Annotated in this window: 1 protein-coding gene; it reads left to right on the top strand. The window is 45.0% G+C overall.

Annotation, left to right across the window (positions count from 1 at the left end):
* Nucleotides 1-1,308: bifunctional anthranilate synthase component I family protein/class IV aminotransferase (locus tag B7X71_RS17045; protein WP_293601617.1), on the top strand; the 1,308-nt coding region annotated here is incomplete at its 5' end.
* Nucleotides 1,309-1,324: the final 16 nt, after the last annotated feature.

Below are 1,324 nucleotides of genomic sequence, written 5' to 3'. Positions count from 1 at the left end.
AATGAAGAGAAGTTCAAGTCTGATATTGAGGCGATTCAAGAATACATTCGTAGTGGTGATGCGTATCAAATTAATCACACCTTTAGAATTACGGGGGAGGCCTATGGTGACCCTCTCGCACTGTATGCACGATTAAGAAATCGCCAGCCGGGAAGATTTGGGGCATTTATTAAAAGTGACTCAAACTATGTTCTTTCCCAGTCTCCCGAATTATTTATTCAAAAACAAGGCAACACTCTGAAGGCTATGCCTATGAAAGGCACTGCAAGTGCATTGAGTGATTCAGCGGAGCACTTGTCAGCAGATGCCAAAAATCAGGCAGAGAATGTCATGATCGTCGATTTACTGCGCAACGATCTAAGTCGTCTTGCCTTGCCGGGAACAGTCAGTGTTCCTCAACTTTTTGAAGTTGCCAGGTACGGTGATGTATTGCAAATGACATCAACGGTTCAGGCTCAGGTTAAACCTGGCATTGAATTACGGGATATCATGAACGCAGCCTTTCCTTGTGGCTCCGTTACAGGTGCACCCAAGAAACGCAGTATGGAGATCATCCAAGAATTAGAGTGTCAAGATCGCGGCTACTATTGCGGGGCTCTTGGTTGGATAGATCCTGATGGTGACTTTGCATTTAGCGTCCCCATTCGCACACTGGAAATTGATCGGAACCCAAAGACCTTAGCCTCACCTTTTACTTTGGGTATCGGCGCCGGCATTACGATTGATTCGGAAGCCAAACAAGAGTGGGAAGAATGTGAAATTAAGGCAGCCTTCCTGAGTAAGATGCCAAGCGAAATAGGATTATTTGAAACTATCTTAGTTCACCAAGGCAAACCCCAACATTTACAACTCCACTTGAAGCGTCTGGCTGATTCAGCGCTGGCACTAGTTATACCTTGCAATGTAAGCAACATCCTCAAATCCATTGAGGATGTTTGCGCTAACTGTAGTAATGATGCTGACTATCGATTGCGAGTAGATTTGAACTCTGTTGGTAATCTAAGCTGCCAAGCCACCCCAATTCAGTCTCTACAAGGTCCAGTAAAGATCTTTTGGGCGAGTGACATTCTTCCCGATCCCAGTAAAGCCACCCTTCACTCAGGCAACATCTTATTAAGACATAAAGTCAACAGTCGAAATATCTATGACCAAGCCTGGAAATTAGCTGAGGATCTTGGTGGCTTGGCAACTGGGATTACCAGCAGAGTTCAAATCTACTCGCAATCGATAGTCAGCATCATTGATACAGTTTGCGCAAACATCTTCAATGGATTTGAGGACGTTACTCACGTCGCAGGGTATACCTAGTGCCAGCGCTGAATCA

The sequence above is a fragment of the Polynucleobacter sp. 39-46-10 genome, assembly GCF_002282275.1.
Note: the sequence above shows the minus strand (reverse complement) of the source record. Positions and strands in the feature narration are given on the sequence as shown.